Origin of the sequence: Pararhizobium sp. IMCC3301, from assembly GCF_030758315.1 — a bacterium.
Taxonomy (GTDB): Bacteria; Pseudomonadota; Alphaproteobacteria; order Rhizobiales.
Map to the genome: position 1 here is coordinate 2671437 of NZ_CP132336.1, position 24367 is coordinate 2695803.

Below are 24367 nucleotides of genomic sequence, written 5' to 3' on the forward strand. Positions count from 1 at the left end.
AATCGGAAAGTCAGCCATGTTCGTGGAACACTTTTTTGCAGAACAGAAAAAACACCGCCATCGGTGGCGGTGTTTCAAAAGAGGCGCAGTTGCGGATTGTCCGGATCGGCAATGCCATAGATCTCCCGCGCAATAGCAATGGTGATCTTTCCGGCATAGAGCGGCGGCTCAATGACGTGATTGACGACCTGCCAGCCACCCCAGATGCGCAATCCCGCGCCCATGACGGTGAAGGAGAGTTCTCCCGACGCGCTCCGGCCGCCGAATATACCAAGAATGTCCTTCAGAGCGGCCGTCAGTTGCTCATCGGTCATGCCTTCCTTGATGGCCACACCCTATTTTCGTGGTAGCGCTGCGGTGGCGCGGCGGAAGATCCACTCCCGGTCGGCTTTGGTAAGCGGGCGATCCCGAGGCGGTGCCATCAGTATTCCTCGGCCAGCATGAGGGTGAGGACGCGCGTGGTTTTGGAAATGTCTGCCGGGTCTTCCGAACCGTGTTGCAAGTCTGGGGCGTAGTAGTCGATTTTCCAGAAATGTTTGGCTCCCAGAAAATCAAAGGCTCCAAAATCATGCTCGGCCTGCGGATCATTGTCGGCGGCGAAGGTATCAAACTGCTGAACCTGTTCGATGACCTGTTCCAGTGAACAGCCATCATGTTCAGCAATCAGATTTTGCACGCCAATGGTAATCATAACTCGGCCAGGAATGGTCGAGTCGCCCTGGCGAAACCGGTCATTGAGGTCGCGTATCGTTTCTGATGAACTGGCCATCATGGTCTCCTTTCCCTTAGGCGCGCCCGATCATCAGGTGCGCAAGTCGAGAAAGGAGTCGTGGCTCTGGTTTCAGTGTATCATGGAATCAAACGACCAGGATCGACTGGTTTCACCAGTCCATCGGTTCGCCGGTGTCTGCGATTGTCTCTGGATTGCCATCATTTTCGGTCGGCTGGTGACTGGCATTGAGTTCGCTGTAGTGGACGGCATAGCGCTGCCGCATGGAATCACGCAAGGCGCGCCTGGCGTCGTCATCCATTCGCGGCAACTGCTCCAATTGACCGGGTGTAATACCAAAGTCAGAAATCACTGACCCACATGAGCCCAGTTTCTCATTCCGATTGATGTGATGACTTCTGGATGATGGATGAGATTGTTCCATGCATCGCATGCTGCATCGACGATAGCGGTGTAGTCTTTGAAGACGCAGTTTGAGAGCCAGTTTGCCCGAAGGTATTGCCAGATGTTTTCGACCGGGTTCAGCTCTGGCGACTTTGACGGCAGCAAGATGATGGTGATGTTTTTGGGTACGTTGAGTTTGCTTGTCGTGTGCCAGCCTGCGCGATCCATCAGCACCACTGCATGGGCCTTGCGGGCGACATATTTGCTGATCTCATCGAGGTGCAATTGCATCGCTTCGGTATTGGCGGAGGGCAGGACCAAAGCCGCACCTGTTCCGCGCTTGGGACAAATGGCACCGAACAGGTAGGTGTTCTGGTAACGCTGGTCGGCAGGCAGGCGTGGTCGAGTTCCTTTCTTCGCCCAGATACGGACGCGTCCGTTCTTTTGTCCAATACGAGCTTCGTCCTGGAACCACACCTCAACTGGAGTGCCCTCCGGCAGGTCGGCTATGTGGGCTGCGAGCGTATTGGCGAAGTTTTTTTGAAAGCCTCGATCACCTGCGGATTTTGAGCAGGATGCTGCGGACGGCCTGAGATATGGGAAAAGCCGAGCTCAGCCAGATAATCGGAGACGACGCTTTGAGAGCACATTACCCCGAACCGTTCGCTGATCATCCGAACCAGATCAATGCGCCGCCACCGCACAACACCATTTATCTTTCGCTCTGGTCCCGTTTCGACAATCTGCGCCAGTTCCAGCATTTGCTCATCGCTCAGCAAACGAGGGCGTCCGGCTCCTGAGCGGTTGGTCAATCCATCAGGGCCATCTTCGTTGAAGCGATGCACCCAATCGCGCAGCGTTTGACGATCCATCCCGCCAATCCGCGCCGCATCTGTCCGGTTCATACCTTCGTACACAGCGGCCAACGCAAGCAACCGGCGTATCTGACGGTTGTCACGACATCGACGCGCAAGCCGGCGCAGAGTAGGAGCATCAAAATCACAGCGAAGCGGTATGGCAGTAGGCATGGCAAATCTCCTTTGCCATGATGAATCACAAAATCAGAGCCTTGGGAATCCCACCTGAGTCAGAATTTGCTGATGTTGGTATAATGTGGAGGGATACGGCCCGCTCGGTTTGACCTTTGATGAAGGCGGCGAAGTGTAGTTTTGACTGGCTTTCGATGAAACCGGCGTCAGTGCGCAGATCACCCGCCAGGGCACGGGCATCCTTGGCCGAAACACCACCGGCAAACTTGATGGCGGTGTTGGCGGCGATGGCTTCGTGCAGCTTGGTGTCCAATTGGCCCAGGAATTGATGGCTCAAAATTACGCCGATATTGTATTTGCGTGCCTGACTTAAAATAATGCCGATATTGCGGTCAAAATAATCATTGGCCTCGTCGATATAGACAAAGGTCGGCAAGCGCTTGGCAGCAGTCAGTACAGCCCGTTCCTGGGCCGCCTGGGCAATCATGGCGATGAAGAACCGGCCAAAGATTTCGGTGCCGCTTTCCTTCAGCAAATCCTTGGCGGTGTTAATCAGGATTACTTTGCCCGCGTTCATTTCGGAGAACAGATCAAGCTTGCTTTTGGGATGGGAGAACATCCGTTCAAAGGTCTGGTTTTCCAGAATACCGTAGAGACGGCGCAGCACCTGCCGTTTGGTGCCCTGGAATTCCTTGCTGTCAAATTCGTGCTCAAAGAAGGCTCGGGCTGAGCCTTGCAGCTTTTGCATATGGGAGCGATAGCGGTCGGAACCGCCATCTTCCAGCAGTTCGCGCAGAGTGTGAATGGTGGCACCGGGAATATGCAGCAGCAGCCGGGTGATGTATCGGAAAATCACTGTTTGTTTTTGCGTCATTGCGGCATCCAGTAATGAGCCGAGCACGAAGTCATACAGTTCGAGAATTGAATTGGTCAGCCGCTCGCGATCCAGTGGCGAATATTGGTCCAGTCGGTCGAGGCCAACATCAAACAGATTAAGCGCCACCGGCCATTCCAGATCCGTTGGATCGATATGCACCAACCGATCAGCCAGGGGCTGGCCCGGCGCGAACGATTCCAACCCGGCAATGTTGTTGATAAGATCGCTCTGACTGTCGATGACAATGATAGACGCCGCGCCTGCTGCCACGGCTTCCAGATCGTGCCGGATGAGATGCTGTATGGTCTGGGTTTTGCCATGACCGGAACCCGCAACGATGTGATGGTGCTCAAACCGGGTGGTGGGCGGCAAAGTGACGGTGAGAGAATGGTCAAACAGCTTCTGGAGCGGCGTGCCGTCAAGATAGGCCGCTGCCAGTTTCTGATCGGGTATCGCGGATTGCTTGGTGGGCAGTTTTAAAGTACGCAGGTTACCCGTGTCACCGGGTACGCCACCGGAAACAATATGAAGATTGTATTCCAGCCGGTCCCGCAGGCGCGGCAACAATACCAGCGGCTCAAACTCCGGGGCAAAAGGCAGGTGGATCAACTGCTCCATGATAGTAGGCAGACTGGTCGTCACTTCCAGCAGATTGGTGGTGAAGGGGATGCCATCACTGGAACTGGTGGTCAGTAACCGGGGATGATCGGCAATGAGCGGGGCAATCATAGAGACGGTAAATTCGGTGACCAACTCGATAATGGTATCGAGCTCATCAACGATGGCGGCCACCCGCTTCAATTGATCCTCTATCTGCCAGAGTTCCGAACGGGAGAGCTTTGGTGGGTTGGTAAAATCAGGAATGGCAAACCAGCCTTCATAGACTATTAGATCGGCCAGAACGTCCGTGATATGGGTACGGAAGGGTGTGGTTTCGGTGTCGGCACCAAGCCGCTCCAAGGCGGCACTGGCCATTGATTCGGCCAAGGCGGCCTGACCGGCAGCACTGTCCAGTTCCTTTTCAATCAGCGTCTGCCAAATCGCTTCCGCCTGTCGCACAGCCCCAGCCTGATCGCGATTGAGGCCAAAGCCGGAGAAGCGCTGCCGCAGGTGGCGGGACACATGCCCCGGAACATCCCAACCTTCATAGATGGGACGGAAACTCATCCTAGCTGGAGGCCTTCAGGACCGCTTGCATGGCTTCAATCTTTGATAAGGGTTCAATCGGGATGGCTTCCCGGTCACCCCAGTTCTTGGCGCTTTCCAGAACCTGCCGCAGGTGGGCACAGATGTGCCGCAGAAAGGCTTCTTTCTGGATTAACGCCACGATGCTGTCGCAACGGAACTTGCGACCGCCTGCCAGCAACTGGCTGACAATAATCTGTTCGCGCAAACTGCGAAAATAGACAATCGTCATTACCATGGTCACCAACATAGCCATGCCAAAGGCCGCTGTGAACGAGGTCAAAACCCAGAACACAATGAAGGCGACGAAACCAAGAACCAACGCGGGGCGGAAACTTTGTTTGAGGTCGTCAATCGGGTCGCTGACAACCAGCGGCGCCTTGGCGAAATTGTATTTCTTCAAGAGGGCATCTTCCTCAGCGGTCAACTCCAGTTCCGCCAACAGGGTGAAGGTCGTACCGCTCCCGATTCGAAGCGGAACTAGAGAAAACGCTGTTGAACTGACTTGATCGCGTGACAAAAGCAATTGCATGAAACCTCCCCATCCCAAAGAATGCTTCGCTTCTTTGTGATTCCTGCCAAATCTTATGGTTGAAATGTATCGATATGTGCAACTGGGTTCAAGTATGGAGTGTCGATACTTCTACCGGATAGGGGGATACCGTATCCCCCGGGCTATCCCCCTGGAAACCCTGCGAAACGAAAGAGGACCGGTGTTGCCACCGGCCCTCCTGCTCTCAGCTAAGGAGAGTCAGATTTGTTGACCACGGGCGTCAATACGGCTTTGAAGCCAGTCCAGCACTTCCTCCTCAACCCAACCAACCCGGTTGACGCCCAGCTGTACCCGCTTGGGAAATTGGCCGGCGGCTTCCAGACGGGCAATGTGTTGCGGAGAATACAGAACCATCTCCTTCACCTGACGTTTGCTCAACAGTTTCATCACGATACTCCTCATGGTGAGGAGCATCGCGATGCCCCGGGGGTTGCCCTAGGGTGGTGGTAGAGTAGCAGTTATTTTAAGTTTCAGAAAATATCCGTGTAAGAAATCATGGAAGCAAAGGGCTATGACCAGTTTTGAACCCAATGCGAATGGGAGAACGCGGCGCTAATCTGGACTGCGGCGCAAAACATACCTATAACTGCTGGCGTCCCATTTTAGCTTTATGCTGGTTTGTCCGTCCCTTTGTTATTTTTGTGAGACGCGGTCCAGCATTCGAGTAGCCATCGCCGGTACAATGCGCGCACGCAATTGTGCAACGCTGTCCCTGTGGCACTTGCGTAGTATTTTTCCGCTACCGCAGGGGCAAGGTGTGTGTCCTTTGGCGATCGACCTGGCCAAAAGCCTGAGGTAGTCGGAAATCACCGTTGCGTCATTCGGGACCTCCAAAAGTTCAGCATAGCTCTCATTTACTCCCTCGTCGCCATGCGATCTTTCGCCGTAAGGCCACTCGCCTTTCGCCTCAAATGATGTTTGGCTAACAAAGTAGTCGTGTAACCAACCTGATAAGTAAGTCAGAAAGGTATGGTCCGGCGCGGTTAGCAGCCACTCCTCCCAGATACCAAGACAACATCTCCCTGTGTTCGGGAAAATGTGGCGGTCGATAGTTTTTGGGATTCGGTCACCCGTCTCAACAACAATGGGTTCTTGCCACGGAAAGGCACTCGAAACCTTGATGTTGACCATGTATGCATCAAATGGTCCTTTTGGACCGGTCACAACGAACTTTCCGTCCAAAATGACCAACTCATCTGCGGTAGTCACGCTTAACTCGGGTTGGCAAGCTATGACTGTTTGCTGAATTTGAGCGAGTAATTCTGATGGTATTGTCAGCTCGACCAAGGTTTGCCGCCGCCACTCTCTTTTCGCGCGGTGACCGAAGCCTCCATGCGTTCCACTCTCTCAGCATCAGATAATGCGGCGACTGCCTCTGACGCGATAAACGGTGTAGCCAGAGCAGCGCCACCTCCAACGGCAGAAGACTTCTCCAATGAGGCAAAGGCTTCTTTGACCCCATTGTTAAAAGCGCTGTGGAGGAAGACCTTTTTCCAAGCTTTTCGGGCATCGGTTTCGGTCGCCTCATGCGCATCTAGCTGGTCGAGCTCGTTTACCGATGCTGCCGCCTCGGTGATTAGCCTACCAGCGCGATCTATGTCCTTTTCGTCTGACACTTGGATTCCATTGGCATAAACTGCGTCATGCTTGGATCGATTGGCAATTGCTCGGAGCGTCTGCCGAAATGCGTCGTCATCACGCCCCTCAATTGGGACGTAGGCATCAATGAAGATAGCGGTTGCCACAAGGCCGTTGGGGAATTTTCTATTGAGACGGGAAGCATGTGATTTACTGTAGAATTTACCCATTCTAATGATCCGGCGAAGCTGGAAGCTGCCGGAAGTCTCGGGGCTTTTCTGGGAGACCTGCGCGTCGATCCAAGTGTTCATGGCCCTCGGGTCAGATGCAACCCAAGCCTCGCCAGCTGAAAGCTCATACTGCCAACCATTGTCGGTCTCTCGGCGTCGAAAGACCGGAAAATCGCACTGGTATCCATCGGCGTAGATCACCCGTACGCACTTCATCTTCGTTTCTGGGTCATTCTTCATATTAGTTGCTTTGCAAGCAATTGCGTCTCTAACCCAGTTTCGTGTTGTCTTGGCACCGGCAGCATCGTCCTCCGCAAACACGACGCCTAGGTCAATGTCATACCGACTCTCTTGGTCCGCCTCTGGCGGCTGTGTCATGGTTCTTTGGGCATACCCGCCTTGGTTGATGACCTCAAGAACCTCTGGTTTGTCCAGATCGGCAAGACCACTCTTAATCCGGGTGAGGTTGGTCTCACGCTTTTGTCGCATGTCAGCACGTTGGCTGTTTGTAAGCCTCACACAATCGGAGTGAAACCTGGAAATCTCTTTTGAAAAATCGTACATATATAGGGCCCCTTATCGTTAACGCCACTACAAGTGGTTGTTGGACCGAATGATTTCAAGGTCTTTTTGCAAGAATCAGGCAGGAGAACAAATCGTGTATAAGTTATTGCCAAAGCAGTATTGGCTGGCAGGTCTAGCCATATTTGCGCTCTTTAATGCAGCTGCTCTATGGGTGGTAGATCAGTTCAACTTCTCGATGAATGACTGGCGCGTCGCGACGGTCAGTGCGTCAGCAGCAGCATTGGTATTTGCATTTCTCTTTGGAGGCACTGGTTGGTGGTCACCGTGGCGCGTATGTTGGCGCGTGGTCCCTTTTCTGAACACAAAGCTATTTCCTGACCTAAACGGAATATGGGTAGGCTCTACCCGCTCAAACTGGCCAACGATCAAAAATATGCTGGACGCCGCTCAGACAGACAACAAGATCACCCGAGACGAATTGCATGACACACCGGAACAAGTAGACGCGATGGCGATAGAGATTAAAGCGTCGCTGTTCTACGTTAAAATCACAGGGGGCCTGAGTTCCACCAACGGTCAATCGCACTCCATCACGGTCCGCCCTTGGAAAAACGACCATGACCACCTTCATCTGACCTACATCTATAAGCAAGAAACGCCAAATCCCGTTGTTACCGATGATGAGACTCACTTGGGCGCGGCTGACTTGGTTATTGACATGGAAAATATTGATAAGGCGGAAGGGGTCTATTGGACTCGGCGGAATTGGAAGATGGGCCTCAACACTGCTGGGCGTCTTCAACTCCGGCGGATCAGATCCCGCAAGGAGGAAGGTAAGTGCCTTCGTCAATATGCCAATGAAGAAAAAACACGTATGGTGGAATGAGTCTAAACAAACCTATGTGTTTTCAAAATCGAAAAAAGGTTCACTGAACCCGAAACCCATCCACCAAATCCGCCCAATCTTGCATGAGTAGCATCCGCTGATCCCAATACGTTGAGCGGTTGTATGTCCGGCGAATAGCGTTCTTGTCCTGATGCGCCAAGGCCGCTTCAATCACGTCGGGATTGTATCCTCTGGTATTGAGGATAGTACTGGCGGTCACTCGGAAGCCATGAGCCGTTACTTCCTCTTTGGTGTACCCCATACGTCGCAGAGAGGAATTGAAGGCGTTCTCGGACAACCATTTGCGATTTGATACCAATGAGGGAAATAACAGTTCGACTGGTTCAATCTGGGGCCAATGAGCCTGTACAATTTCCATGGCTTGTCGGGACAGTGGTACTTTGTGTTCGCGGCGCATCTTCATGCGCTCGGGTGGAATGTTCCAGGTTTGCTTATCCAGATCAAATTCGTCTTTCATAGCCCCACGGGTTTCGCCGGGCCGGGTCATGGTCAGGATTTGAAACTTCATGGCGGCAATAATCACTGGCCACCCGGTAAACTCCTCAAAACTGCGCAGCAGGTCACCAAAACGTTTTTCATCAGTGATGGCGGCCCGACCGGTGACTTTGGGTGGCAGCAATGCGCCACGCAGCGGAAAAGTCGGGTCGTTCTCGGCGCGCAGGGTCACGACGGCCAGCCGGAAGATTGCAGACAACGTGCCGCGTAGTTTCTTGGCAGTTTCTCGACGGCCGCTTTTCTCAATGCCTTTGAGCAGGAACAGTACTTCAGCAGAGGTAATTTCATTGATTGAACGATTGTGAAGTGACTCCGCCAAATCATAGATGTGCCAGCGTTTTTTTCTCATCGTGGCGGGTGCCAACTCACGTTCTGCCAAGTTTTCCAGATATTCCTCGGCGATCAACTTGAAGGTGGTATTGGCCGTGTTGCTGGCAGTGATTCTATCCAACATTTTCTGAACACTGGGATCAGTCCCTTCGGCCAGCAATTGTCTGGCCGCGTCGCGCTTCCGTCTGGCTGCGGCAATACCGACTGCGGGGTACTGACCATGGGACAGCAGCTTTTCTTTGCCCATAAAGACAAAGCGTTGCTGCCACAGTTTCGCACCATTTGGTTTGACCAAAAGATGCAAGCCACCGCCATCAGGCAGCTTATAGGGCTTGTTTTTGGACTTAGCTTTTCGAACTTCAAGCTCTCGTAACAACATTTGCGCCTCGGGTATCGGACCGGGTATCGAAGTGTCATTTTGTCGATTTCGAACCTGATACCCGCTTCGATACCCGTAATTTGACGGGTACCAGCGGATAACAGTGATATGCTATGTTCAGGAACATAACAGAAAACTGTATATTTTTCAATGGCTTTGAGAAGAAATGAGCAGCTATGAGAAGCTGTGTTTGGTGCCCAGAAGAGGACTCGAACCTCCACACCCTTGCGAGTACCAGCACCTGAAGCTGGCGCGTCTACCAATTCCGCCATCTGGGCATGGGCGTTGCAATACGGGCCACATTGTTCTGTGTCAATGGTCGTTTTGGGCCATTCTGCAAAATCCTTAAAATTTCCGCATGCACGCTCTTGGACCGCGCCCGAGTTCTGCTATAGAACGTCCAACAGCACAGACAGGGTGGCAGCATGCACAAGCACAGCGGTATGGAAAAACGCGTAACGGTCTTTGGCGGCTCAGGCTTTGTCGGCCGCCACGTGGTGCAGGCCCTGGCAAGGCGCGGTTACCGGGTGCGGGTTGCGGTGCGCCGGCCCGATCTGGCCGGTTTCCTGCGTCCGCTCGGCGCTGTCGGTCAGATTCAGCCGGTTCAGGCCAATCTGCGCTATCCCGATTCCATCGTGGCGGCGGTCGCTGATGCGGATTATGTGGTCAATCTGGTCGGCCTTCTACTGGAAAGCGGTGCACAGAAATTCGATGCAGTTCAGGCCCGCGGCGCGGCGGAGGTCGCACGTGCTGCCAAACAGGCCGGTGTCGAGCGCCTGGTTCACATGTCTGCCATTGGTGCCGATGCCGGGTCCCCAGCCGCCTATGCCCGCTCGAAGGCGGAAGGCGAAGCGGCGGTGCTGCGCGAATTTCCCGAGGCCGTGATTGTGCGGCCCTCGATTATCTTTGGTCCGGATGATGATTTCTTCAACCGCTTTGCCGCGATGGCCCGCCTGTCGCCGGTTCTGCCATTGATCGGCGGCGGCGTTACAAAATTCCAGCCGGTATTTGTCGGCGATGTCGCCGAAGCCATCGCCCTGGGCGTTGATGGGGCCATGACACCGGGCAAAATCTATGAACTGGGCGGTCCGGATGTCGCCAGTTTCCGCGAATGTCTGGAACTGATGCTGAAAATCACCCAGCGCAAGCGTGCGCTGGTGTCGCTGCCGTGGTGGCTGGCGGAACTACAGGGTAAAATGCTGGGCATCTTGCCCAATGCGCCTCTGACCCACGATCAGGTGCTGATGCTGAAACGCGACAATGTGGTGGGAACTGCGGCCAAGGCCGATAAGCGCACCCTGACCGGACTTGGCATCAGCCCGCGCTCAATGGAAGCGATCCTGCCAACCTATCTGATCCAGTACCGCGAACGCGGTCAGTTTGAACCCGAGGCCGGCTGACCGGCCTCAATTTGGCTTTGCGGCCGGCTGACCGGCCTCAATTTGGCTTTGCGGCCGGTTGAGCCGCCTCATTTCGGCATTGCCGTCGGGTGACCCGGCTTACAGTAGGTAAATCCCGATCAGGCCCAGTGTGCCGACAAGAATGCGCCAATAGGCAAAGGGTGCAAAGCCGTGGCGTGAAACAAAGTCCAGCAGACTGCGGACCACAATAATGGCCGCCACAAAGGCGACAGCAAATCCGACAGCAATCAACGACAGATCATCGCCACTAAGCGCATTGCGGTTGAGCCACAGATCAAACGCGAAGGCGCCGCCCATGGTCGGCATCGCCAGAAAGAATGAAAATTCCGCCGCCGACCGCTTGTCGGTCCCCATCAGCAGGGCACCGGCAATGGTCGCGCCGGACCGCGACACGCCGGGAATGAAGGCGATGGTCTGAAACAGGCCGATTTTCAGCGCCAGCATCAACGGATAGTCCTGCACATCGCTATAGCGCACGGTGGTTTTGCGGCGATCCACCCACAACAGTACAAATCCGCCCAGCACCAGCATGATACAGATCAGCGTCGGCGCTTCAAACAGCACGGTCTTGATGAATCCATGGGCAAAAACGCCGATCACCGCAGCAGGCAAAAATGCCAGCACAATGCCGGCGACAAAGCGGCGGCTGGTGGCCGATGAGGGCAGGGTGAGCGCGATCGTCCAGAGCCGGCGGAAATAGACCAGAAGAATTGCCAGAATGGCACCGAACTGAATCAGCACCTCAAACACCTTGCCTTCGCTTTCAAAGCCAAGGAAATGGCCCGCCAGCAATATATGGCCGGTCGAGGAAACCGGCAGAAATTCGGTCAAGCCTTCCAGCAAGCCAAGAAAAGCGGCTTCGAACAGTGTCTGTTGATCCATGTCTGGCTTTTCTTGAAGTGGCAGGGCAGGGCGAATCGATCTCCCGGCTTTTAATAGCTTCTTTGTGTCAGCACTATAGCAAACGGGTCTGAATCATCCTCTGCAGCAGGACTCAGTTCTTACACAAGCTGACAATGCTGCCCAAATTTGTCCGCATTGGCGCGTCACAGAGCGCTGGCCGCACAACAGGCAGCGTCCAAATCAATAGTTTGGAAAGCTTTCCTGTTTACTAACTCTTCACCTAACCACACCCCAACTGCCAAAAGAGCGATCCTTGAAGCTTTATCATCACCCCATGTCGGCCGGTTCACGTTTGATACGCCTTGCCATCGGCGAATATGGCGCCAGCGCCGAATATATTCTGGAACGCACCTGGGAGCGCCGTGAGGACTTTCTGCTGCTCAACCCGGAAGGCACCTTGCCGGTCCTGATCGATGAAGATGACGTGCCGGTCAGCGGCACCGCAACGGTCTGCGAATATCTCGATGAGACCCGGGGCTTTACCCTGGAAGACCGCCGTCTGATGCCAAGCCATCCGCTGGCCCGCGCCGAAGTGCGCCGCCTGATGCACTGGTTTCTGGTCAAGATGGATGCCGAGGCAACCCAGTATTTCGTCAATGAAAAAGTCACCAAGCGCGAGAAGCCGCGCGATGCGGGGGGCGGCGCGCCGGAATCCAGCGTGCTGCGTGTGGCCCGTGTCAATCTGCGCAATCATCTGGCCTATCTGGAATATCTTGCCGCAGAACGCAATTGGCTGGGCGGCGATCAGATGTCCTATGCGGATTTTGCCGCCGCCGCCGCGATTTCCGTCATTGATTACCTCAATGAAATGCCCTGGGCCGAGCATGAAGCGGCCAAAACCTGGTATTCCCGCATCAAAAGCCGTCCCGCCTTCCGCGAAATTCTGGCCGACAAGATCCGTGGCATTCCGCCCCCCGCACATTACACTGATCTGGATTTTTAAGCGCCCCGGCCGGCGGAATTTTGAAATTGTGCCGGCGCTGGTGTTAAATCGTCGCAGCTTTTCACGGATTGATCCGGATTTTCATCCTGATCGTCAAATTTACGGGCGTGCCGCCTGATGTCACCTGCCACTATCCTATCTGCCCTGCACGAGGATGCGCGACAAGCCGGATTTGATGCCGTTGCGGTTTGTCCTGCCCGGCTGCCGCAGGACATTGCCAGACATCTCAACGCATATCTGGACGAGGGCAGGCACGGCTCGATGGGCTGGATGGCGGAGACTGCGGCGCGCCGCGCCGACCCGGGGACATTGTGGCCGCAGGCCCGGAGCGTCATCATGCTGGCGATGAATTACGGCCCGGATCAGAATCCGTTGCCGCAATTGCAGCGCCGCTCAGAAGGCACCATTTCGGTCTATGCTCAAAACCGCGATTATCACGATGTCATCAAGGGCCGGCTGAAAACCATTGCTGGCCGCTTTGCGGCGCGCAACGGGGCGCAGGTGAAAGTCTTTGTCGATACTGCCCCGGTGATGGAAAAGCCACTGGCCGAACAGGCCGGGCTTGGCTGGCAGGGCAAACATACCAACCTGGTGTCCCGCAGCTTCGGCTCCTGGCTGTTTCTGGGATCAATCTTTACCGATCTCGACCTGCCATCAGACGCGCCGGAATCGGATCATTGCGGCTCCTGCCGGGCCTGCCTCGATATCTGCCCGACCAGCGCTTTCCCGGCACCCTATCAGCTCGATGCCAGACGCTGCATCTCATATCTGACGATCGAGCATAAGGGGCCGATCCCGGAAGAGTTCCGCAAACCCATCGGCAACCGGATTTACGGTTGTGACGACTGCCTTGCGGTCTGCCCCTGGAACAAATTCGCCGAAACCGCCAGCGAGGCCAAATTGCAGGCGCGGGATGATCTGAAACACCCGGATCTGAAATTCCTCGCCAGCCTTGATGATGCTGCTTTTCGCAAACATTTCGCCGGCTCACCAGTCAAGCGTATCGGCCGCAACCGGTTTTTGAGAAACGTCCTGATCGCCATCGGAAATTCCGCGGATGCTGCGTTAAAAGAAGCCGCGCGCGTACATTTGGAAGACCCCGATGCGGTGGTGCGGGACGCAGCGCAATGGGCGCTCACCGCCCGATAATTCCGCTATGAAAACAGAATAATCAGGCGCATAATCCGGTCACGGACGGTGCAGCGCTGCTGTGGGATGACTGCTGTATCTGACCGGAGTGTTTTCATGAAAACCGGATGACGTGTGCCCAACAGGCAGCACGCGTTCTGCCGTCAGCCATCCCGCACAATTCATGCCTGGATTTACATGTCGGGAGACAGATCATGGCCAAGAGCCAGAAACGCAGTAACAAGGAAATCCGCAAGCCGAAAATGGAGAAAAAGCCGGAGCCCGTCGCAGTGGTAGCCGGTAATGCGGTCAAAAATGCAGTGAAAAGCGGTGCGCCGCAAAAACATAAATAGCGACCATACTGCACCGCCGGGGCGCGGTTAAAGCCGCGCCCGTCTTTCTCGGGCCTGTTCGGTTAATTTGGATTTCGGGTCGTTCCTGAAAGCGGCCTGGCAGCACGAGCAACCCTTTTAGAAAACATAAGAATCGGTCTGGCTGGCAAAGCCCGGCTGATCTGTCGAAGAGCTATGTCTTCGACATCGTGCGGGTGAGACGGTGACCATGGCTCTTACGGGTTATGCGGAATCGTTTATCAAATCTTCACTCCGCCCACTCCATAGTTCCTGAAAAATATTCAGATCACCAGATGATCTTCTCTGGAGCTGCCCATGAAAATTCTGTCCATGCTGTCTGCCACCATTGCTGGAATGCTGGCTCTCGCCAGCCTGTCTCTGGAAAGCGCAGCAGCCGGAAACATGACGGAGTTTTATACTGGAAAGACGATCAGACTGGTAGTCGGTTATGGTAAAGGCGGCGGCTATGACACCTTTGCGCGGTTGATTGCGCCCCTGCTGGAACAGGAAACCGGCGCCAATGTGGTTGTCGAGAACAAACCGGGCAGCGGTGGTCTGGCCGTGCTGAACGATACATCTCATTCAAAGCCTGACGGGTTGACGCTGACAGTCGCCAATGTATCCGCATCTGTCACAGCCCTTCTGCTGGCGTCAGACGCAGCCATGTTTCATTCCAATGATTTTGTCTGGCTGGGTGGAATTGCCTCCGATGCCAGAGTACTGCTACTGGCTGACGGAACGCGCCTGGAAGATTGGCTGTCAACACTGCAGACGCCACCTCTTATCCGCTGGGCGGCCCTTGGAAAGTCGGATAGTCTTGCTCTCTCGGCGGCGCTTCTGACCGAGGCTTTTGGTTTGAAATCCAGAATCATAACCGGTTTCAGTGGTACCAGCGAGGCAATAGCGGGATTGTTGCGCGGTCAGGCTGATGCAGTCGTGATTTCGCTTGAAACCGCCCGGCAATTCATCGATACGACAGGTTTCACCATGGCCGCCGTGTTATCGAGGACACGCTCTGAACTCGCGCCCGAAGTTCCGACGATCTACGAGTTGAACAACGATCCGGCCGCTGAGAAGTGGCTTGATTATCAGGTCAATCTGTCTGGACTGGGGCGCGCGCTGATTGTTGCCCCCGGCACGCCGAGGGCCAATGTTAAGTTCCTTTCTGCGGCGCTTGAGCGGATTCTCACCAGCGAGGAATTCGTCGCTGCCGCTGCCAGCCGCGGCCGGTCGGTTCGCTATACCGCTGCTGAAGATATCGAGAATATCACGAGATCGATTCTCACATCCGCCACCGAGGCCGATAAGAAACAATTGCGACAGATGCTTGCAAACGCATATTTTTAAGGAGTGCCAGCGGTTCAGTCCCGTACCGTTTGCAGCTCCTGAGCGCGAACATTGAACCACTGTATGCCAATGAATTATAGCGTGTGGGGGGCCCGGCGGGCGCGCACTTCCTGCCTCCGGTATTCCTGTCAAATGGCTCGACATTCATAAAACGTACTCCAATCCGAGGATTAATTTCTGCAACCCTTGCCAAAGCCGTCACCGCAATGAGTTTTTAATCGGGCGCTGTCCGCCGCCGTCCAGTTTTCCGGGTTGGTGACCGCGGCCCACGGCCCGACATAATCTGCGCCATAATAGGCATGGCCATGGCCCGCTGGAGCGCTGTTGGCCAGCGCCATGTCCACCGCAAGTTGAAATTGAGTGACCACCGGCATGAATCTGAGATCCGGCGAGACGTCACTTGCGGCAGCTTCGAGCATCCAGGCAGGCGCACGAAATAAGGACGCAGGTTCATAAAACACAATTGGGTCGCTGGAGTATTGAAGGTAGACCAGTCGCATCTCGCCCCATCCATCCGGCCCGCCCGCGTCATCGGTATGAGACGCGAAGCGTACCAATCTGCCATCGCCGATTGTGGGTCTCACATAGGGACTGTCAGGGTCGCGCTCGGCGTTGATGCCATTCCACATCTGAGATGGAAATGGCGGGCCAACCCAAAATGCGCCGTCAATCGGATCGTCAAGCAACGCAAACAGTCCTGTCCCATACATGGATGACCAGGCGCCAAGGCTGAGGCCGTGGATATAGAGCCGTGGGCGCGAATCTTTGGGAAGCGTCTTCCAATACCCATGAATGGTTGAAATAAGCGCCCGGGCTTGATCCAGGCCGGAACGTGTCTCCAGGATCAGTGCCAGCGGCGATTGCAAATAGGAATACTGCACCGCAACCGTCGCAATGTCGCCACCGTGCATATACTCGACAGAATCCACCGCGCCGGGGTCCAGCCAGCCCGTGCCCGTTGGCAAGGCGACGATGAGAACTTTCCGTTCAAATCCGCCGAGCCGTTGCAGCTCCGCAAACGCGATCCTGGCACGTTGTTCTGGAGTGTCCGCCTGGGCAAGGCCAGCGTAGACACGTATCGGCTGCATCGCCTCCCGTCCGGTGAATTCAGATATGGCGGCGGCATCGGGACCCGTTGTGACGTAATCCCGACCAGGCTGGCCCATAGCGCCCCAGTCAATCAACGATCCCTTGCCGCCCGCGATATCAGTTCCAGCTGGCGGCGGCGGAGCCGTATCAAACAGGTTCTGGGCAACCGTCACAGACTTGTCCAGTTTTGCAATCACCATGTCCAGGACGCCGTCCCGCGTAACGATCACGACGACAAAGACCGTCAGTAGAAAGCCTGCGATATTAGCCGTGCGTCGGGGCATGAAGCGGTCGAGGCGCTGGCGCAGGTAATCGAAAGCCATATTCAGCATAAAACCGGCGACGACTAAAACGGTAAAAACAGCCAAGGCCACGAGCATCATCTGTATGGTATGACCGCTGTCCGCCAAATCCATGCCCATGCGGGAGCGGATGCCGTTTTGCCAACCTGGTGCCTGGATAAGGCTCAGCATCAGCACGATCAGAACCGGCGTGGCGACGGTAAAGTAGAAGATACGGGCCGAGCGGCCTTTGAATCTGGGCAGGTTCATCAGCCACCAAAGCCCCGCCATAACGCGCCCGATCAGGTAACCCAGAGCCATGACCAGCCCGCCAAGTACGCCCTGCACGAGCCAGTCGCGCGGAATCAATGAAGGCGTCAGGGACGCCGCAAAGAACAACAGCCCCAAGAGCAGCGGCAAAACAGTCAGGCCGGTCCTGTTGAAAAAGCGCATCATCTCCTCTTGTCTTGTCACCCGCCGGAGTTGGCTTGTGCGGGCAGCGTGTCGTTGCCGCGCCAATCTGTCAGCATGTCCAAAAGCGCGACCGCAAAGGCTGCCGAGAAAGCCCCCACGAGTGTCAGCACGATCCGTGTGAAACTTGCATAGGCGGGGTCCTGGGTGGACAGCGCGCCAGCCACCAGTGCGAGCGTAACTGAAAACGCGTATTGGTAGACCATGCTGGGATGCGGGCCACTCAACATCCGGCTTCCCAGAAACAGGCCTGACAGGAAGATCAGGCCAAGCAGAATTGACAGGTGCGAGGACCAGGCGAACAGCCACAACACAAGCATTGCAATTGCGACGCCATAAAGTGTCGCACGTATCCGCTGTAAGGCTTCGCCCCACACCCGCTCGCGGGTCGGGAAGACAATTACCATTGCCGCAATCATCGCCATCATCATGTCCGATGGTTGCATGACTGAATAGAGCCAGAAACTGAGGCCCAGCAGAACTGTGGCACGGATTGCCGCACCAACCTCGATATTACCGGGGCTTGGTAGTGGGTCGTCGACGTGTAACTCTGGAGTCCGGGCGGGCAACACCATGTAGACCAATGGTCCGATGATCAGCGCCACCAGTGAGGCCTGGACGAAGCCATCGCGCATCGTCTCTAGCGTGGCGGTACCGTGCATCCCCATAATCGACATGAGAAGCGCCACGATGATGATAAGCATGCCCAGTGGCGCCCCGGTTTTCAGGATCATGCGGAACGCGACAAAATAGGTCAGCCACATAGCGCCGACATAGACCAAAGGCATCGGGCGCAACTGTTCCACGAACCATGTCATGGCATAGACGATAGCAATCATCACAATCGGAGCGGCGAGCATCTTGGCCGGGTTGAACGCTTTGCGCTGCGCCGCGATCAGACCCAGGGGCAGGGCTGCGATAATCGGTGGCAGCGCGGGGTTCAGCAGCGCGACAAAAGCATATGCGAGCATTCCCGTCATGCCCATGCGCACTGCATAGAGCGGATCTTCCGAAACGTTGGGTCGTGGGGTCACATACATCGGGCCAGCCCTCTTAATGCAGGTAGCTGGTGAATGACCTGATCCACTGCAAACCACCAGCCAGCCAGGCGATAGGATTACCCTTGCCAGCCGCGAACACCACGGCGTGAACCTTGCCGCCGACGCGCACCTGGCTGGGCCAGGCCTCCATTCCGCCGTTTAACTCGATTCGCACAGGAATACGCCGCGCAGGTTCAAACCACCGGTTGTTGGGCTGATTGACCACCAGACCTCCCTGAACGTTGCGACCGGGATTGATGCCCCATGCGATGCTTTGCACGCGACCTTCGAAAATCCGCCCCGGCAACGCGTCAAACAGCAAATTCACGGGATCGCCGGGCTCAATGGTTTGAAGCTGATTCTCGCGCAGATCAACCGTCACCCACGCGGCGGCCGCATCGATGAAGGTCAGCGTGGGACTTCCGGCACTAATGAACTGCCCTTCAGAAAGCAGCATGTTGGTGACGACGCCGAAATGAGGTGCGACCACGGTGGTCGAGGCCAAATCATATTGTGCGCGTTCCAACTGTGCTTGCGCGGCGGCAATCGACGGGTTGTCATTGCCTTGGGGCCCAAGCTGCGTGCGTGCACTTTCAAGATTGGCCTCTACTGATGCCACGCGCGCTTCAGCATCTGCAATCTGCCCTCGTGCGGCATCGCCTTGTGCCCTGGCCGCAATGCCCCGTTCTTCCAGTCGAAAGGTTCGCTCTGCCTGCGCGCGGGTCGTGTCAAGCGCGATGCGGGCCTGTGTGAGCTCTGCCTGGGCCGCAACGAGCGAGGCGCTGGATGCATCGATGCTTTGCACCGTGGACTTCAGGTTGGCCTCCGCCTGCTGCACTGCCAATTCAAAAGGGCGGGGATCCAGTGAGAACAATTCCTCGCCAGCCTGCACCACAGCATCATCCACCACGTGCACCTGCTTTATCTCGCCTGAAACACGCGCGGCGATCTGGACGACATGAGCCGAGACGATGCCCCGTGACGAAGACGGGGCCAAACGGTCAGTCAGCGCATAGAGGACGACCATCACAAGGAGCAGCAGGACCACGACAACTGCGATCCTGGCGGCAGGGTTTCTGGCAGGGTTTCTGGCGGGGGGTGTGGTAGAGGTGGCGTTCATATTGGATCCTTTGTAAAATTGGCATCGACTTCATTCATAAAATATCGCTTTCTTGCAGCAGGTGGCCCGCCGGCCCCGATCCCCAAGGGCCGCTTGGACAGGGCGCGATATCAGTTCCATTGGCTGCCGCTGGCAACCCGCGCGGCCCATGCTGACCAGCTTTTCACTGTCGAAAAGCCAATCCAACACCGATGACTGCAAACGCGGCCGCGCGAAAGCCAACACGCCGGACCGACGAAAGGATACCGGCGTTAAGCACGACGGGCAGGAGGACGCCGAACAGGACGAAAATGACATAACACCGGCAGGCAGTCACCAGTTGTGGTCGAGAAAATTCGTCAGGCCGCCCATGAAGTTCTCCTGCCTCTACCGGGTGTAACCGCGCAGCCACCTGTCTTCGTGATCTTTGAGGCAGCCGATTCCGCGACCCCCAAATCAAGATCGCAACAAAAGGCAGTCGCCTTTCAACAAGTAGGCGCCTGATATTGCGGACGCTCAGGAGATCGGCAGGGCGCGGGCGTTGGTCCCGGGTAGACCATTTTTATGAATATCGGATCACCAAATGGCTCGGAAATCAAAGAACGTGCGCTAACCCGTCGCAGCCAGCCCCTGAATGATCAGGCCAAGCGCCAGCACGGTGAGAAGGCCCTTCAGGGCTGCGCGAAACCGTTCTTCAGGCAGACGGTTGAGCAATCTGGTGCCGAGAATTGTGCCGAGATGGCCTGACAGGACCATCATCACGATCAGCGGCAGCCATGGGGCGAAGGCAAAACCAAGAAACCCGAACATCATGATTTTCAGGCTGTGCTGCAGTGTCATGGCAACTGCATGTGTGGCGACGATGCCGTGACGCGACCCGGCATGCGGGGCATTAATGGCCATCACCAGAGGACCGGTGGCACCGAAAAACATGGTGAATATAGCGCCCAGAATGCCGTTGAGCAGCACAATCGGTCTGGCAGTCCTGCCGAAATTCGGTTTTGGCAGCCAGCTGATCATCAGAATGAAAACACCCAGACCCAGTCGCCAGACTGTTTCCGGCAGATCCAGAGTCAGCCGGCCGGCCACAAGCGTTCCGATCATGCTACCGGCTCCGAACCACAGCAAAATCCAGCGCGTGGCATGACGCCATTGCAGCAGAGCCCGGCCGGCATTGGAGCCAAGCTGAACCACACCATGGACCGGAATCAGAGCCGTCAGCGGCAGACCAAAACCCATGATGGCTATCAGCAACACGCCGCCACCCAGTCCGAGCGCTGCCGAAATCGACGAAGTCAGAAAGCTTGTTGCAACGATGATGGCAGCAAACCACGGCTCTATCGTGCCCGGGAGAATGCCTGACATCACTGGCAGTTCATTTCGATTGCAAAGGAGCGCTCAATCAGGTCTGCGTTTCTACCGGCGTGGCTGAGCCGGCTTCTCAGGTGTCCTGCAGTATACATCAGCCCGCCTAAGCTGCCATTGCAGTTTCAACCAACCGCGCCCAGTAGGATACGCCGACCGGAATGACTTCGTCGTTGAAATCATATTCCGGATGATGCAGCCCGGCTCCAGGGCCAATACCGACAAAGATGAAGGCGCCCGGACGCTGTTCCAGCATATATGAGAAATCTTCGCCGCCCATAATTGGCGCCACATTGGTGTTGACCCGGCTTTGCCCGACAATCTGCGCCGCGATGCCGGCGGCAAAATCAGCTTTTTCCGGATTGTTGGCGGTGACCGGATAACCCCGGTGGAATTTTATCTTTGCCGTTCCACCAAAGGCTGCGGCAGTATTTTCGACAATGATCCTCAGCCGCTTTTCAGCCAGCGTGCGCACTTCGGCGGTCAGCGAGCGAATTGTGCCGCGCAACTCTGCGGTTTGTGGAATGACGTTGAACGCCTTGCCGGCCTGAAATACCGTGACCGAAACGACCACGCTTTCCAAAGGATCGACATTGCGGGCAGCGATGGATTGAAGATTCTGCACGATCGCCGCCCCCATCAGCACCGGATCAACCGACAGATTCGGCCGCGCGGCGTGCGCACCATAGCCTTCGCAGACAATCGAAAACTCGTCGGTTGCCGCCATTAATGCACCGTGGCGAATGGCAAAATCACCCAGCGGCAGGCCAGGAAAATTATGCATGCCGAAGACTTCCTGAATGCCGAACCGGTCGAGCAATCCATCATCGATCATTGCCTTGGCGCCGGCACCGCCTTCTTCCGCCGGCTGGAATATCAGCACCGCTGTCCCGTCAAAATTCCGCGTCTCGGCAAGGTACCTGGCGGCCCCGAGCAGCATTGCCGTATGGCCGTCATGGCCGCAGGCATGCATTCGTCCCGATGTTTTCGAGGCATAGGGTTTGCCGGACGCCTCGACGATCGGCAAGGCGTCCATATCGGCGCGCAGGCCGATCACCTTGCCAGACTTGTTGTGACGCCCGTGGATGACCGCAACCACACCGGTTTTTCCAAGACCCTGCACCACTTCGTCACAGCCAAACCCGGTCAACAACTCTGCCACTGTCCGCGCCGTGCGCGGCAGGTCATACTGCAATTCGGGATGTTGATGCAGATCCCGGCGCCAGCCTGTGATCTCGTCATGAAAATCTGCAATTCGGTTGATAATGGGCATTGTGAGTCTCCTTCGGGGCCGTCGCTTTTATATGACTGTTTTTAGCGGACTTGCCAATGCGGGATGTCGTCGGCCGGGGGCAGAAATGCGTCGTCAGGCCGGGTCCGATTTTGCGGCGCATTTTCATCGCACACCTTCGGCGGTGGCACGGCGGTCTTTGCGGAATCGTGCTCAACGCTTGCGTTCCTTTGCCGCAGCGAAGCCGCACCCTGCTTTTTCGCCGCAATTCAAGGTTGGTGTGTTGCTTTCTTGCATAGAAACAACGGCAATCGGTGAAAAATGCGCTGAGACCTTTGCCAAGACCATAGCAAATCAGGTATGCAGAGGCAGATATAATTGTTGAAGAGCCATTCCGTCTTTGTCTTGCAAATGTGGCCAGACCTTGCGGAAGCATGTACGTGCAGAAACAGATGCCGGCTATTTTGTTGAAACCGGCTATTTTGTTGAAAATTGAACCCTGGAGTTGGCCGTGAGATTTGTCCGATCACTTATGCAAAATCTGAACTGGCAGCTCAGAGCATCCATGTTCGGTCGCCATGCGACGGCAGTCCTGGTGCCGTTGTTGCTGTTGATCAGCCAGCCCGCTGCTGCAGCGCCTCATATTCTGGTCGACATGGAGAGCGGACGCATATTGGAGCAGAAAGACGCTCTGCAGCCCTGGTATCCCGCTTCGGTCACCAAACTGATGACTGCTTTCGTTACTTTTGAGGCGATTGCCGCTGGCGATCTGACCATGCGGTCTGCCGTGATCATGTCGCAAAACGCGCTCAATGAGCCACCGAGCAAAATGGGTTTTCCTGTTGGCACGGAAGTCACCGTTGAGAATGCCCTGAAGATGCTCATCGTCAAATCGGCCAACGATATTGCCGTTGCGCTTGCAGAGGCCGTGGGCGGCAGCGAACAGAAATTCGTTGCCCGGATGAATAAAACCGCTGCCAGACTGGGCATGACCGGCACCCAGTTCCGCAATCCAAATGGACTGCCGGCAAAAGGTCAGACAACCAATGCCCGAGACATGGCGGTTTTGACACAGGCCATTTTCAAGCAGTATCCGCAACATGGCGATCTGTTCAAAATCACTGCCATACGTGCCGGCAAACGTGTTCTGAAATCCTATAATCCGCTTTTGACCCGCTATCAGGGTGCAACAGGGATGAAAACAGGTTTTATCTGCTCCTCGGGTTTCAACATGGTTGCCACGGCACAACGCGGCGGCAGACATCTGATCGCAGTTGTTTTCGGTGCGCCTTCTTCGCAAGAGCGCGCTGAAACTGCCGCCAAGCTGCTGGACAAGGGGTTCCGCTCCTCTGGCCGGTCAGGCCAGCGCACCGTAGCTGGTTACAAAGCACGCGGCCTGACTGCCGAGCCGATTGATTTGAGGCAACAGATCTGCAGCAGCACTGCGCGCAGCGAACGGGCAAATTTCCGCAAGTCCTACAAGATGGGTGAAGGCATTTCGGTGTTGAGCAATGTTGATCTCATTGACACGATCCCGGTCACGGTGCGCACCGGCGGTGCCATCAGGACGATTTCAGCTGCGTTCAGGAACGCCCCGCCCCCTGTTCCGCGCCCGAATGTGGTTCTGGTGGCTGTGCCGGATCCTGCAGGTGACACTGCTGCCCAGGGCAGTGCTAAAGAGGGCAGTGCTACAGAGGTTGCCAGCCAGGTTGCTAATCAGGTTGCCAGTCAGGTGGAAGGGAGCGCCGATCAGGTTGATACCGGCGACGGCGATGGCGATGAGGCACGAGCCAACAGCCAATCCGCCCAATCGGCGGCATTGGGAGGCATTCCCTTACCTGCCGACAGGCCGGCATTTGCCAAGACCGCAGAGCCGGTAAACTAGGGTCTGAACTCAATTAGGAGATTGAATTGGCGCTGCCAGAAAAGCCCAAATGCTATGAACGGATTGCAGGTAAGGCTGGTTGCCTTTCCAAAATCTGTGAAACGGCAGTTGGGCTTTTCTGGCAGCGTCCCTTGCGATGAGTTTGATTTTGGCCAGGATGTCGTCGCAAAGGCTTGGAAACCAGATGGTTTCCTGCGCCTTTGCTCCTAACCCTGACCAAAATCAAATTCACCAATTCAACCTCCTAATTGAGTCCAGACCCTAGACATTTCCGGCCAGCATATGCGTGGAAAAACGGCAGCTGAGATCAGATAACCGTTTTCTTCACGCCTTTCTCCACCAGATATGCGGTTGCCGCGCCATGGGGTTCCTGCAACAGCAATTTGTGGCCGTGTTCGGAGCAGAAATGCGGAATATCGATCTTCGCCATCGGATCGGTACTGATGACACGCAGCACCGCGCCGCTATCAAGACCGCGCAGTGCTTTCTGGGTTTTGAGGACCGGCAGCGGGCATTGCAGACCGCTCACATCCAGCAACGTTGCCTTTGCGTCCGTTTCAACTGCACGATTGCTGCTGTGGTCCAGGGGGTCAAAGGTCATGGTGTCTTTCCTGAAGGGTGAGATATCAGAGTGTTTCCTGGTTTCAGG

Annotated in this window: 25 protein-coding genes and 1 tRNA gene; 8 read left to right on the plus strand and 18 right to left on the minus strand. The window is 55.7% G+C overall.

Annotated elements, in window-relative coordinates; genetic code table 11:
• Positions 1-74: 74 nt before the first annotated feature.
• The 9 genes from RAL88_RS12925 to RAL88_RS12965 form a co-directional block, all read right to left on the minus strand.
• Complete coding sequence (locus RAL88_RS12925) at positions 75-314, minus strand: hypothetical protein (protein WP_306263967.1); 240 nt, start codon at positions 312-314, stop codon at positions 75-77.
• Between the two features lie 107 nt (positions 315-421).
• A complete protein-coding gene (locus RAL88_RS12930; RefSeq protein ID WP_306263969.1) occupies positions 422-769 on the minus strand; it encodes a DUF3768 domain-containing protein in 348 nt (115 codons plus the stop codon).
• 112 nt (positions 770-881) lie between these two features.
• Entirely contained in the window at positions 882-1031 is a 150-nt protein-coding gene (locus RAL88_RS12935; RefSeq protein WP_306263970.1) for a hypothetical protein, read from the minus strand.
• Positions 1032-1078: 47 nt separating this feature from the next.
• A protein-coding gene (locus RAL88_RS12940) for an IS630 family transposase (RefSeq protein ID WP_371932098.1) occupies positions 1079-2142 on the minus strand; the annotation gives its coding sequence in 2 pieces (ribosomal slippage) (positions 1079-1656 and positions 1656-2142; 1065 coding nt in all).
• Positions 2143-2167: 25 nt separating this feature from the next.
• Positions 2168-4147 carry a type IV secretory system conjugative DNA transfer family protein gene (locus RAL88_RS12945; protein ID WP_306263974.1) on the minus strand — a complete coding sequence of 660 codons (1980 nt, stop codon included), beginning with the start codon at positions 4145-4147 and terminating at the stop codon, positions 2168-2170.
• A 1-nt stretch (position 4148) separates the two neighbouring features.
• Entirely contained in the window at positions 4149-4697 is a 549-nt protein-coding gene (locus RAL88_RS12950) for a hypothetical protein (RefSeq protein WP_306263975.1), read from the minus strand.
• A gap of 219 nt (positions 4698-4916) precedes the next feature.
• Positions 4917-5105, minus strand: coding sequence for an AlpA family transcriptional regulator (locus RAL88_RS12955; RefSeq protein ID WP_306263977.1), 189 nt, complete (start codon positions 5103-5105; stop codon positions 4917-4919).
• 246 nt (positions 5106-5351) lie between these two features.
• Positions 5352-6005 carry an SEC-C domain-containing protein gene (locus tag RAL88_RS12960; protein WP_306263979.1) on the minus strand — a complete coding sequence of 218 codons (654 nt, stop codon included), beginning with the start codon at positions 6003-6005 and terminating at the stop codon, positions 5352-5354.
• A complete protein-coding gene (locus RAL88_RS12965) occupies positions 5993-7090 on the minus strand; it encodes a cyclic GMP-AMP synthase DncV-like nucleotidyltransferase (protein ID WP_306263981.1) in 1098 nt (365 codons plus the stop codon). Before RAL88_RS12965 ends, RAL88_RS12960 begins: the two co-directional genes overlap by 13 nt.
• A 94-nt stretch (positions 7091-7184) precedes the next feature.
• On the opposite strand from RAL88_RS12965, the gene RAL88_RS12970 reads away from it, so the two are divergent.
• Positions 7185-7937: a hypothetical protein gene (locus RAL88_RS12970; RefSeq protein ID WP_306263983.1), complete on the plus strand. Its 753-nt coding sequence runs from the start codon at positions 7185-7187 to the stop codon at positions 7935-7937.
• Between the two features lie 40 nt (positions 7938-7977).
• On the opposite strand, the gene RAL88_RS12975 is transcribed toward RAL88_RS12970, so the two are convergent.
• Positions 7978-9162 (minus strand): tyrosine-type recombinase/integrase, encoded by a 1185-nt coding sequence (locus RAL88_RS12975; protein ID WP_306263985.1) that lies wholly within the window; start codon positions 9160-9162, stop codon positions 7978-7980.
• A gap of 191 nt (positions 9163-9353) precedes the next feature.
• Positions 9354-9440, minus strand: a tRNA-Leu gene (locus tag RAL88_RS12980).
• Between the two features lie 147 nt (positions 9441-9587).
• Here RAL88_RS12980 and RAL88_RS12985 point away from each other — a divergent pair.
• Entirely contained in the window at positions 9588-10562 is a 975-nt protein-coding gene (locus tag RAL88_RS12985) for a complex I NDUFA9 subunit family protein (protein WP_306263987.1), read from the plus strand.
• 99 nt (positions 10563-10661) lie between these two features.
• On the opposite strand, the gene RAL88_RS12990 is transcribed toward RAL88_RS12985, so the two are convergent.
• Positions 10662-11465, minus strand: a complete 804-nt coding sequence (locus tag RAL88_RS12990) for an undecaprenyl-diphosphate phosphatase (RefSeq protein ID WP_306263989.1) — start codon at positions 11463-11465, stop codon at positions 10662-10664.
• 274 nt (positions 11466-11739) lie between these two features.
• Here RAL88_RS12990 and RAL88_RS12995 point away from each other — a divergent pair, with 274 nt between their 5' ends.
• The 4 genes from RAL88_RS12995 (at position 11740) to RAL88_RS13010 (ending at position 15257) form a co-directional block, all read left to right on the plus strand.
• Positions 11740-12429: a glutathione S-transferase family protein gene (locus RAL88_RS12995; protein ID WP_306263991.1), complete on the plus strand. Its 690-nt coding sequence runs from the start codon at positions 11740-11742 to the stop codon at positions 12427-12429.
• Between the two features lie 117 nt (positions 12430-12546).
• The gene (queG, locus tag RAL88_RS13000) at positions 12547-13578 is read left to right on the plus strand and encodes a tRNA epoxyqueuosine(34) reductase QueG (RefSeq protein WP_306263994.1); all 1032 of its coding nucleotides are present in this window, start codon (positions 12547-12549) and stop codon (positions 13576-13578) included.
• Positions 13579-13772: 194 nt separating this feature from the next.
• Positions 13773-13910, plus strand: coding sequence for a hypothetical protein (locus RAL88_RS13005; RefSeq protein WP_306263996.1), 138 nt, complete (start codon positions 13773-13775; stop codon positions 13908-13910).
• Between the two features lie 315 nt (positions 13911-14225).
• Complete coding sequence (locus RAL88_RS13010) at positions 14226-15257, plus strand: tripartite tricarboxylate transporter substrate binding protein (protein ID WP_306263998.1); 1032 nt, start codon at positions 14226-14228, stop codon at positions 15255-15257.
• Positions 15258-15427: 170 nt separating this feature from the next.
• Here the strand turns inward: RAL88_RS13010 and RAL88_RS13015 are convergent, their stop codons facing one another.
• From RAL88_RS13015 to RAL88_RS13025, 3 genes are read right to left on the minus strand one after another with little or no spacing between them, the layout of a single operon-like run.
• Positions 15428-17080 carry an alpha/beta-hydrolase family protein gene (locus RAL88_RS13015; RefSeq protein ID WP_306263999.1) on the minus strand — a complete coding sequence of 551 codons (1653 nt, stop codon included), beginning with the start codon at positions 17078-17080 and terminating at the stop codon, positions 15428-15430.
• A gap of 17 nt (positions 17081-17097) precedes the next feature.
• A complete protein-coding gene (locus tag RAL88_RS13020; protein WP_306264001.1) occupies positions 17098-18138 on the minus strand; it encodes an FUSC family protein in 1041 nt (346 codons plus the stop codon).
• Positions 18139-18151: 13 nt separating this feature from the next.
• Positions 18152-19186 (minus strand): HlyD family secretion protein, encoded by a 1035-nt coding sequence (locus RAL88_RS13025; RefSeq protein ID WP_306264003.1) that lies wholly within the window; start codon positions 19184-19186, stop codon positions 18152-18154.
• Between the two features lie 220 nt (positions 19187-19406).
• On the opposite strand from RAL88_RS13025, the gene RAL88_RS13030 reads away from it, so the two are divergent.
• A complete protein-coding gene (locus RAL88_RS13030; RefSeq protein ID WP_306264005.1) occupies positions 19407-19637 on the plus strand; it encodes a hypothetical protein in 231 nt (76 codons plus the stop codon).
• A 209-nt stretch (positions 19638-19846) separates the two neighbouring features.
• Here RAL88_RS13030 and RAL88_RS13035 read toward each other — a convergent pair whose 3' ends face one another.
• On the minus strand, positions 19847-20602 hold the full coding sequence (locus RAL88_RS13035) for a sulfite exporter TauE/SafE family protein (protein WP_306264007.1): 756 nt from the start codon (positions 20600-20602) through the stop codon (positions 19847-19849).
• Positions 20603-20708: 106 nt separating this feature from the next.
• Complete coding sequence (locus tag RAL88_RS13040) at positions 20709-21875, minus strand: M20 aminoacylase family protein (RefSeq protein ID WP_306264009.1); 1167 nt, start codon at positions 21873-21875, stop codon at positions 20709-20711.
• A 469-nt stretch (positions 21876-22344) separates the two neighbouring features.
• Between RAL88_RS13040 and RAL88_RS13045 the strand changes: the two genes are divergently transcribed.
• Positions 22345-23718, plus strand: a complete 1374-nt coding sequence (locus tag RAL88_RS13045) for a D-alanyl-D-alanine carboxypeptidase family protein (protein WP_306264011.1) — start codon at positions 22345-22347, stop codon at positions 23716-23718.
• 307 nt (positions 23719-24025) lie between these two features.
• On the opposite strand, the gene RAL88_RS13050 is transcribed toward RAL88_RS13045, so the two are convergent.
• Positions 24026-24319, minus strand: coding sequence for a sulfurtransferase TusA family protein (locus tag RAL88_RS13050; protein ID WP_306264013.1), 294 nt, complete (start codon positions 24317-24319; stop codon positions 24026-24028).
• Positions 24320-24367: the final 48 nt, after the last annotated feature.

Bases quoted from the DNA above. Each gene is read 5' to 3' on its own strand.
- RAL88_RS12925 (WP_306263967.1), bottom strand. From the start codon at position 314: ATGACCGATGAGCAACTGACGGCCGCTCTGAAGGACATTCTTGGTATA.
- RAL88_RS12930 (WP_306263969.1), bottom strand. From the start codon at position 769: ATGGCCAGTTCATCAGAAACGATACGCGACCTCAATGACCGGTTTCGC.
- RAL88_RS12935 (WP_306263970.1), bottom strand. From the start codon at position 1,031: ATGGATGACGACGCCAGGCGCGCCTTGCGTGATTCCATGCGGCAGCGC.
- RAL88_RS12945 (WP_306263974.1), bottom strand. From the start codon at position 4,147: ATGAGTTTCCGTCCCATCTATGAAGGTTGGGATGTTCCGGGGCATGTG.
- RAL88_RS12950 (WP_306263975.1), bottom strand. From the start codon at position 4,697: ATGCAATTGCTTTTGTCACGCGATCAAGTCAGTTCAACAGCGTTTTCT.
- RAL88_RS12955 (WP_306263977.1), bottom strand. From the start codon at position 5,105: ATGAAACTGTTGAGCAAACGTCAGGTGAAGGAGATGGTTCTGTATTCT.
- RAL88_RS12965 (WP_306263981.1), bottom strand. From the start codon at position 7,090: ATGTACGATTTTTCAAAAGAGATTTCCAGGTTTCACTCCGATTGTGTG.
- RAL88_RS12975 (WP_306263985.1), bottom strand. From the start codon at position 9,162: ATGTTGTTACGAGAGCTTGAAGTTCGAAAAGCTAAGTCCAAAAACAAG.
- RAL88_RS12985 (WP_306263987.1), top strand. From the start codon at position 9,588: ATGCACAAGCACAGCGGTATGGAAAAACGCGTAACGGTCTTTGGCGGC.
- RAL88_RS12990 (WP_306263989.1), bottom strand. From the start codon at position 11,465: ATGGATCAACAGACACTGTTCGAAGCCGCTTTTCTTGGCTTGCTGGAA.
- queG (WP_306263994.1), top strand. From the start codon at position 12,547: ATGTCACCTGCCACTATCCTATCTGCCCTGCACGAGGATGCGCGACAA.
- RAL88_RS13005 (WP_306263996.1), top strand. From the start codon at position 13,773: ATGGCCAAGAGCCAGAAACGCAGTAACAAGGAAATCCGCAAGCCGAAA.
- RAL88_RS13010 (WP_306263998.1), top strand. From the start codon at position 14,226: ATGAAAATTCTGTCCATGCTGTCTGCCACCATTGCTGGAATGCTGGCT.
- RAL88_RS13015 (WP_306263999.1), bottom strand. From the start codon at position 17,080: ATGCGCTTTTTCAACAGGACCGGCCTGACTGTTTTGCCGCTGCTCTTG.
- RAL88_RS13020 (WP_306264001.1), bottom strand. From the start codon at position 18,138: ATGTATGTGACCCCACGACCCAACGTTTCGGAAGATCCGCTCTATGCA.
- RAL88_RS13030 (WP_306264005.1), top strand. From the start codon at position 19,407: ATGCTGACCAGCTTTTCACTGTCGAAAAGCCAATCCAACACCGATGAC.
- RAL88_RS13035 (WP_306264007.1), bottom strand. From the start codon at position 20,602: ATGTCAGGCATTCTCCCGGGCACGATAGAGCCGTGGTTTGCTGCCATC.
- RAL88_RS13040 (WP_306264009.1), bottom strand. From the start codon at position 21,875: ATGCCCATTATCAACCGAATTGCAGATTTTCATGACGAGATCACAGGC.
- RAL88_RS13050 (WP_306264013.1), bottom strand. From the start codon at position 24,319: ATGACCTTTGACCCCCTGGACCACAGCAGCAATCGTGCAGTTGAAACG.